Origin of the sequence: Nitratireductor sp. GCM10026969 (genome assembly GCF_042660605.1) — a bacterium.
Lineage (GTDB): Bacteria > Pseudomonadota > Alphaproteobacteria > Rhizobiales > Rhizobiaceae > Chelativorans.
On sequence record NZ_JBHSUM010000024.1, the window covers coordinates 36,606 to 43,677 of the forward strand.

Annotated in this window: 10 protein-coding genes; 6 read left to right on the forward strand and 4 right to left on the reverse strand. The window is 65.7% G+C overall.

Features of this window, described 5'->3' with window-relative positions:
- Positions 1-99: 99 nt before the first annotated feature.
- Both ACFP9U_RS08100 and ACFP9U_RS08105 read left to right on the forward strand, forming a co-directional pair.
- Positions 100-1,194, forward strand: coding sequence for a DNA topoisomerase IB (locus ACFP9U_RS08100; RefSeq protein ID WP_378620449.1), 1,095 nt, complete (start codon positions 100-102; stop codon positions 1,192-1,194).
- A gap of 237 nt (positions 1,195-1,431) precedes the next feature.
- Positions 1,432-1,596 carry a hypothetical protein gene (locus ACFP9U_RS08105; RefSeq protein ID WP_378620451.1) on the forward strand — a complete coding sequence of 55 codons (165 nt, stop codon included), beginning with the start codon at positions 1,432-1,434 and terminating at the stop codon, positions 1,594-1,596.
- Positions 1,597-1,636: 40 nt separating this feature from the next.
- Here ACFP9U_RS08105 and ACFP9U_RS08110 read toward each other — a convergent pair whose 3' ends face one another.
- Genes ACFP9U_RS08110 through ACFP9U_RS08120 form a run of 3 tightly spaced genes read right to left on the reverse strand, consistent with a single transcriptional unit; the run spans position 1,637 to position 2,584 of the window.
- Positions 1,637-1,861 (reverse strand): hypothetical protein, encoded by a 225-nt coding sequence (locus tag ACFP9U_RS08110; RefSeq protein WP_322452903.1) that lies wholly within the window; start codon positions 1,859-1,861, stop codon positions 1,637-1,639.
- A gap of 13 nt (positions 1,862-1,874) precedes the next feature.
- Entirely contained in the window at positions 1,875-2,183 is a 309-nt protein-coding gene (locus tag ACFP9U_RS08115; RefSeq protein ID WP_378620455.1) for a hypothetical protein, read from the reverse strand.
- Positions 2,184-2,200: 17 nt separating this feature from the next.
- Positions 2,201-2,584, reverse strand: coding sequence for a DUF427 domain-containing protein (locus tag ACFP9U_RS08120; protein ID WP_378620456.1), 384 nt, complete (start codon positions 2,582-2,584; stop codon positions 2,201-2,203).
- A 142-nt stretch (positions 2,585-2,726) separates the two neighbouring features.
- On the opposite strand from ACFP9U_RS08120, the gene ACFP9U_RS08125 reads away from it, so the two are divergent.
- Genes ACFP9U_RS08125 through ACFP9U_RS08140 form a run of 4 tightly spaced genes read left to right on the forward strand, consistent with a single transcriptional unit; the run spans position 2,727 to position 6,000 of the window.
- Positions 2,727-3,305: an HPF/RaiA family ribosome-associated protein gene (locus ACFP9U_RS08125; protein WP_378620458.1), complete on the forward strand. Its 579-nt coding sequence runs from the start codon at positions 2,727-2,729 to the stop codon at positions 3,303-3,305.
- 60 nt (positions 3,306-3,365) lie between these two features.
- Positions 3,366-4,421, forward strand: a complete 1,056-nt coding sequence (locus ACFP9U_RS08130) for a sodium:calcium antiporter (protein ID WP_378620459.1) — start codon at positions 3,366-3,368, stop codon at positions 4,419-4,421.
- Positions 4,422-4,480: 59 nt separating this feature from the next.
- Positions 4,481-5,281 (forward strand): hypothetical protein, encoded by an 801-nt coding sequence (locus ACFP9U_RS08135; RefSeq protein WP_378620461.1) that lies wholly within the window; start codon positions 4,481-4,483, stop codon positions 5,279-5,281.
- Positions 5,278-6,000 (forward strand): metallophosphoesterase family protein, encoded by a 723-nt coding sequence (locus ACFP9U_RS08140; protein ID WP_322452909.1) that lies wholly within the window; start codon positions 5,278-5,280, stop codon positions 5,998-6,000. The genes ACFP9U_RS08135 and ACFP9U_RS08140 overlap by 4 nt, the downstream gene beginning before the upstream one ends.
- Positions 6,001-6,052: 52 nt before the next feature.
- On the opposite strand, the gene ACFP9U_RS08145 is transcribed toward ACFP9U_RS08140, so the two are convergent.
- Positions 6,053-7,072, reverse strand: a 1,020-nt coding sequence (locus ACFP9U_RS08145; RefSeq protein ID WP_378620462.1) for an FAD-binding oxidoreductase, incomplete at its 5' end; no start/stop codon positions are given.

Here is a 7,072-nt window from a genome sequence, read left to right on the forward strand (position 1 = left end):
GAACGCGGCAGGCCAACGGGGAAGTTTCACGGAAAGGACGATTCCGGCCGTTGGCGTGGAACCAGCCCTGGCCGCATTTCATTTCCGACACCGCGCCGCTTGTGCTGGAGAAGGAGCACGGACCTGAACAAGATCGATATTCCGGCTCCTTGCAACGGAGATCCGGCCGCCGATGCGCAGCGGGCGCATCTCGTCTATGTCAGCGACACGGAGCCCGGCATCCGCCGCCGGGGGGCGGGCAAGGGCTTCAGCTATCATGCGCCCGACGGCACACGCATCTCGGACCGAGAGACGCTGGCGCGCATCCGCAAGCTCGCCATACCTCCCGCCTGGATCGACGTCTGGATCTCGCCAGAGCCAGACGGCCACATCCAGGCGACAGGCCGCGATCAGCGCGGACGAAAGCAGTACCGGTACCATGCCGACTGGCAGGCGCTACGCGACGAGGCCAAGTTCTCCAGCCTGCTCGCTTTCGCCTATGGGCTGCCGCGACTCAGGGAACAGGTGGATGCGGACCTCTCCAGAAGGGGAATCCCGCGCGAGCGGGCCATCGCCTCTGTCGTGTGGCTGCTCGACCGGACGATGATCCGCATCGGCAACGAGACCTACCGGCGGGAGAACATGAGTTTCGGCCTGACCACGCTGGAAAACCATCACGTTGCGGTGGAGGGAGGCCAGTTGCGGTTCTCCTTCGTCGGCAAGTCGGGCCAGGAATGGAGACTGAAGCTGTCCGACCGGCGCATCGCCCGGGTCGTACGTGCCATTCAGGAACTGCCCGGCCAGCATCTCTTCCAGTACATCGACGAGGCGGGGGAGCGCCGGCCGGTGCATTCGCACGACGTCAACGCCTATATCCACGCGCACGCGGGAGAGGCGTTCACATCCAAGCACTTCCGCACCTGGGGGGCGACACGGGCGGCGGCCGTACTATTGGCGGAAACCCCGATGCCGGGCAGCAAGCGCGCCGCAACGCGGGAACTCAACACCATAATCGACCGCGTCGCGCGCAGGCTGCACAACACCCGCGCCGTGTGCCGGAGCTGCTATATTCATCCGACCGTAGTGGAGGCGTGGCAGGAGGGGCGGCTTGCCGCCGAGCTCGCCGACATACGCCGCCGCAACCGCCGCGCCCTGAAGGGGCTCGATGCAGAGGAGTCCCTCGTGCTGCGGTGGCTGCGCGCCCAGGAAGCGTGAGCGAACCGGAACAAGCCGCCGCTTCGCGGGTTGATCGGAAATGGCAAGCAAGGCCCGTACATTTCTGCGCAGCCTCCTGGCGGAAATCCTGCCGGGCTGGTTCAGGCGCGTGCGCAGTGCCCGCCACGGGACGTCGGGGCCGCCGCCGCGTGGAACCAAGCCGCGGGGGTCCCGTTCCTCCCAGGACAGGCGCCGTCCTTTCGGACGGTGACGATCGGCAAACCGTTTGGAGACCTCATGGCGGACTATCTGTGGTTCTTTGCCGTCGGGATCGCCCCGTTCCTCGTCGCTCTCGTCGTCATATACGCACTGGTGAAGCGTAGGCGGCTGAGCGCGGAAGAGAAAGCCGAGCGCAACTCCAAAACGCGGGAGCTTTACGGCAACGACGATCGGCAGCGCTAGATCACTCCAACGGCTCGCGGGCAACGGGGGAACGCTTGATTCACGCAGTTGCGGACGGAAAGCCGGTGTCCGGCCTTCTCGGCATTGTTTTGTCCGCGCGCCGCGGCGGTTCGTCGTTCTCGTCCGGGTTGGGCAGCGGCGTCTCGTCCGGAAGCTGATCGGGATCGGGCTCGCGCACCGGCTCCGGCTCGCGGGAAGGATCGAACGGCGGCACGGGTGGAGGCGTGGGATCGGGAATCGGCACCGGGCGCGGCGGTATGGGCATCGCGTCCTCCTTATCAGGCCCGCAGAAGCAGCACGGCACCGAGGACCACAAGCAGCACCCCGCCGATCAGCAGGGCATAGAGGACGAGCACTCCCGGTTCACTGCGGCGGGCCGGCTCGCCGCGTGGCTTTTCCGTGACCGCCTGACGGCGCTGGCGGGCGGTCGGCGGTGCTCCCGCTGCCTCGTCATCGGCCCCGAGCGGCGCCGCGGCCGGGTCGGGATAGGGGACCTTCTCACCGGTCTTGCCGCTGTCGATATCGTGGCGCAGGCGGTCGACCGTGGGCGGATCCTCGTGCTCTGGCTTCTGCCTGGGCGGGTTCATGGGCTTACCGGTCGCGTTCAGGGAACGTGCGGGCGGTGCAGCAGGTCCTCCTCGGGCGTGACCTCGATGCGCACCTTCGCGGGATCGAAGGCCCCGTGTTCGCGGATGGCGCTGGCTTGCGGGAGCGGCTCCTCATAGGCCCACATAACGTCGTCTTCGGCCTCTCCCACCGCCTCGACGTTCCAGTAATGCGCCAGCCCCTTGCGCGGACAGCGGTATTCGGTGTCGGAGCGCCAGAGGAAGTCGAAATAGATGTCCCGAAACGGAATGTAGAAGACCGGATCGTGTCCCGACTCCTTCAACAAGAGCGCATCCCGCGTCGAGGCGATTATGGCGTCGGAGAAATTGACGGTGACCGATCCGCGGAACGGCTCGACCGTCACTTTCGGTTTCTCGTTCACGATGCTTCTCCCTGGTTCGCGAAGATTAACGCACCTTGGCTTGCCGGGGTTCCGGTCCGTGGCCAAACGGAACAAGTCATTTGCGCGGGCGTTAAGGCGACGATCACTCGGGCCAGCCCCGACGTCTCATGCGAGGATCAGAATGGACATCCCCCTGCAGATCGCCTTTCACAGAGCCGAGAAGTCCGATTGGGCGGAGGAGGAAATCCGCGCCCGCGTCGCCAAGCTGCAGACTTTCTACGACCGTATTGTCGGATGCCGCGTGACCGTCGATCAACGCGCGCGGAACGTCGAAGGCACGCTGCCGCCGGTCGTGCGCATCGAGATCAGCCTGCCGGGAATGGCGCCGCTCGTGGTCGCCTATGAACCCGACCGCCTTCAGCACAAATACCAGTCGCCGGATCTCGGGAATGCGATCAATGACGCCTTCGGGATCGCCGAAAGGCGGCTCTCGCTGTTGAAGGAATCGCGTGAGGGGCGCGGCAAGGGTGCCGATCACGATTCTCAGAACCAGTTTCTCGGCCAGGTCGCGCAGATCTACCCCGAGGAGGATCACGGCTTCCTGCTGACGAAGGAGGGCGGCAGCCTCTACTTCCATCGCAACGCGATGCTGCAGGGCGATTTCGACAAGCTCAGGGTGGGCGACGAGGTCCACTACGTCGAGGAGGTCGGCGACACGGGACCGCTGGCCACCAAGGTGCGCGTGGCCGCCACTCGCTAGTACCGCGACATTGCCGTATGGACGGGACGGACAGCGCCACCCCTTTCCGACAGGGGCGCTATGCTTGAATTCACGCATTTTCCGCTTCCGCTCAACCTGGCGCTCTTCACCGTAGCGGCGTTGGCGGTACTTATCGCCGGCGCGCGCCTGTCGCGCTATGCCGACGCCATCAGCTCGATGACGGGCTTCGGCCATGCCGCGATCGGAATGCTGCTGCTTGCCGGGGTTACCTCGCTGCCCGAGATTGGTGTTACGGCGACCGCCTCGCTGGCTGGGAACGCCCCGCTGGCCATCAACAATCTCTTTGGCAGTATTGCCATGCAGGTCGCATTGCTGGCCGGTGTCGACTTCATCATCGGCTGTCGCGCGCTCACGGCAGTGGTACCGGAGCCGACGGTCATGCTGCAGGGCATCCTGTGCGTGCTGCTTCTCGCCATAGCCGCCAGCGGCATGGTGGTGGGCGACGTCGCCGTTCTGGGCGTCGGCCTTTGGTCGTGGGGATGTCTTTTTTCCTATGTGGGCTGCGTTTGGATCCTGTCGCGCGAAGAAGGGCGCAAGCCCTGGCTGGCCGCACGGCGGGGGAAACCCGACCGCGCCCTGATGCGCGAACTCGAGCAATATCAGGAGGACGGGGCGCACGAGCCTGGGCTGAGACCGGTTCTCTACAAGACGTTTGCGGCCGCCGCGGTGATCCTGTTCGCCGGCTTCGTCGTCGCCCGGTCCGGAGAAGCGATCGCTCAGCAGACCGGTCTCGGCGCGAGCTTCGTGGGTTTCGTCCTGGTGGCGATTTCCACGTCCCTGCCCGAAGCGAGCACGGCCCTGGCGGCGGCCCGGCATGGGCATTTCGTCATGGCCATGTCCGACATTCTCGGTACCAACCTCATCAATGTGGGACTGGTCTTCCTCGTCGACGTGCTCAGTCCGGCGGGACCTCCGCTCGCTGAGACGGACCGCTTCGCCACCTTTGGTGCGCTCCTGGCGATCGTGCTGACCGCGCTCTTCCTGGCAGGGCTTGCGGAGCGGCGGGACAGGTCCGTGCTGCGGTTCGGTTACGATTCCATCGCCGTCCTGATCACCTATTTCGGCGGCCTGGTGCTGCTTTACGCGTTGCGGTGAGGCGGACGGGAACCGGTGTGCCCGCCGGCGGGTTGTCTCGACAAGCGATGGATCCGGACATGACCAGCGACCCGCCAAGCAGTTCCCCGCACACCGGCGCCTTGCATGCGCGCGCCGCGCCCGTAATCGACAGCGCGGAGGCGGAGGCCTTCTACGCGGATGCGATCCGCGCGCTGGACGAAGCCGGCATCCCGTTCCTCGTGGCGGGAACCTTCGCGGTGAGCGCCTATACCGGGATATCGCGTGCGACCAAGGATCTGGACATCTTCTGCAAGGCCGGGGACTGGCCACGTATCCTTACCCATTTCAAAGAGTTGGGAGACAGGGTGCACATCGAGGACGAGCGCTGGCTGGGTAAGGTGGAGCGCGGCGCGGCCTTCTTCGACGTCATCTTCGCCTCCTCCAACGGCACCTCGCCGGTCACCGACACCTGGTTCGAAAATGCCCGCGAAAGCAACGTTCTGGGCCGTACCGTGCGGCTGGTGGGGCCGACGGAACTCGTCTGGTCCAAATGCTTCATCCAGAACCGCGAACGCTATGACGGGGCGGATGTGGCACATCTCATCCTGCGGGCGCACGACGAGATCGACTGGGCGCGGCTTCTCCAGCACATGGAGATGCATTGGGAGGTGCTTCTCATCCACCTCCTGAATTTCCGGTGGATCTATCCCAGCGAGCGCGACCATGTGCCGGAATGGCTGCTGGACGAGCTCCTGGACCGGCTTCGGCACCAGCGCAAGCTGCCACCGCCCTCTGCCAGGATCTGCCGCGGGCGCATGTTTTCCAGCGCGGACTACGAGATCGACGTGCGCGAATGGAATTTCGCCGATATCGACGGAAAGGACGGAAAACAGGAATGACGGAAACGAACAAGCCAGTCAGGGTCGCCGCCATCGCCGACCTGCACATGAAGGAGGACGCGGCCGTCTCCTATCGTGAACTGTTCAATGAAATCGCCCGCGAGGCCGACGTGCTGGCGATCGCCGGCGATCTGACCGACCTCGGCAAGCCGCGCGAGGCCGAGCTCCTGGCGGAGGACCTGCGCGGGTGCGGCGTGCCGGTCGTCGCCGTGCTCGGCAACCACGACCATGAATGCGACCAGGTGGACCACATCTCGCACCTGTTGAGGGACGCGGGCGTGCATCTGCTGGATGGCCAGACGGTCGAGCTCAAAGGGGTGCATTTCACCGGCGTGAAGGGGTTTGCCGGCGGTTTCGGGCGTCGCATGCTGGCCTCCTTCGGCGAGGCGGCCATCAAGGCCATGGTCGCCGAGACGGTCGCCGAAGCCATGAAGCTGGAGAATGCCCTGCACCAGCTCGACACCGAGCGCTCGGTGGTCCTGGTCCACTATGCGCCCATCGCCGAAACCGTGAAGGGCGAGCCGCTGGAGATCTATCCCTTTCTGGGGTCCTCGCGGCTGGGCGAGACCATCGACCGCTTCCGTATCAGCGCGGTCGTGCACGGCCATGCGCATCACGGAACCCATGAAGGCAGGACAGCCGGCGGCACGCGCGTCTACAACGTCGCCTACCCGATCGAGAAACCGACCGGACGGCCCTATGCGGTACTGGAGATTTGAAGCCGGATGACCGGACTTGGGGTTCCGGGGCCTCGCCCCCTTCCGATAGCCGTCAGCCTGGCGACGCCGAAGGCAGGATGTTGTGGTTCAGGCGGAACAGGTTCGCGGGATCGTAGCGTCGCTTGATCTCGGCCAGGCGCCGGCGATGGGCATTGCCACCTGGCGGCCCCACATCGATGTCGGGCTCGAAATTGAGATAGGAAACGCCATTGGAGAAGCGCTCCATGCGGGCGCAGGCCTCGCGCGTCCAGGACCTGTTGCGTTCGTCCGCCTGCGGATCGTCCCAGTTCGATTCGACCCCGAGCAGCCAGGGCGCGCTGCGCTCGCCGAAGGCCGTGGCATCCGGTGCCACCCGCCCCATCGCGCCGCCGAGCTGCCAGACATCGATCGTCGAAAGCGGCGACGGCCGTTCCCGCGTCAGCTTCAATACCATGTTGACGGCGTCGTCATCGAAGCGTTCGAGGTAGAGCGACTTCCAGTAGTAGCGCAGCCCGTCCGGGTAGTCGCCGTCGAAAATCGTCTGCACCTCGACATAGGGCGCCGGACCGGAAAAGTCGCACAAGGGCGCGCCGAGCTCGCGCAACGGCTGCAGGACGCGCTCGCCCTCCGCGACGGGCCCGGCATAGAGCGTGGCAAGGGCAACGAACTGGCGCCCGTGGATCCCGGCGGGAAACGGCTCCTCACCGGGCACCGTTCCGCACAGCACGATCGAGCAGGCTTCGTCGGGTGCGTGCTCGCAGAAATCGCGCCACCCCTTCAGGACCGAGCGGCCGTCTTCGAGCGGGTAGAGCACGAAGCAGAACATGACCTCAGGGCCGATTGGATAAATGCGGTAGTCGAAACGCGTGACGACTCCGAAATTGCCGCCCCCGCCGCGCACGCCCCAGAAGAGCTCCGGGTTCTCGGCCTCGCTTGCGGTGCGGATTTCGCCGTCGGCGGTCACGATCTCGACCGACACCAGACTATCGCAGCTCAGCCCGTGCTTGCGCCGCAGCCAGCCGAGCCCGCCGCCCAGCGTCAGACCGGCGATGCCGGTCTTGGAGACCAGCCCGCCCGGCGCGGCGAGGCCATG

Coding starts and splice junctions, on each gene's coding strand:
- ACFP9U_RS08105 (WP_378620451.1), top strand. CDS start 1,432: ATGGCGGACTATCTGTGGTTCTTTGCCGTCGGGATCGCCCCGTTCCTC.
- ACFP9U_RS08110 (WP_322452903.1), bottom strand. CDS start 1,861: ATGCCCATACCGCCGCGCCCGGTGCCGATTCCCGATCCCACGCCTCCA.
- ACFP9U_RS08115 (WP_378620455.1), bottom strand. CDS start 2,183: ATGAACCCGCCCAGGCAGAAGCCAGAGCACGAGGATCCGCCCACGGTC.
- ACFP9U_RS08125 (WP_378620458.1), top strand. CDS start 2,727: ATGGACATCCCCCTGCAGATCGCCTTTCACAGAGCCGAGAAGTCCGAT.
- ACFP9U_RS08130 (WP_378620459.1), top strand. CDS start 3,366: ATGCTTGAATTCACGCATTTTCCGCTTCCGCTCAACCTGGCGCTCTTC.
- ACFP9U_RS08135 (WP_378620461.1), top strand. CDS start 4,481: ATGACCAGCGACCCGCCAAGCAGTTCCCCGCACACCGGCGCCTTGCAT.
- ACFP9U_RS08140 (WP_322452909.1), top strand. CDS start 5,278: ATGACGGAAACGAACAAGCCAGTCAGGGTCGCCGCCATCGCCGACCTG.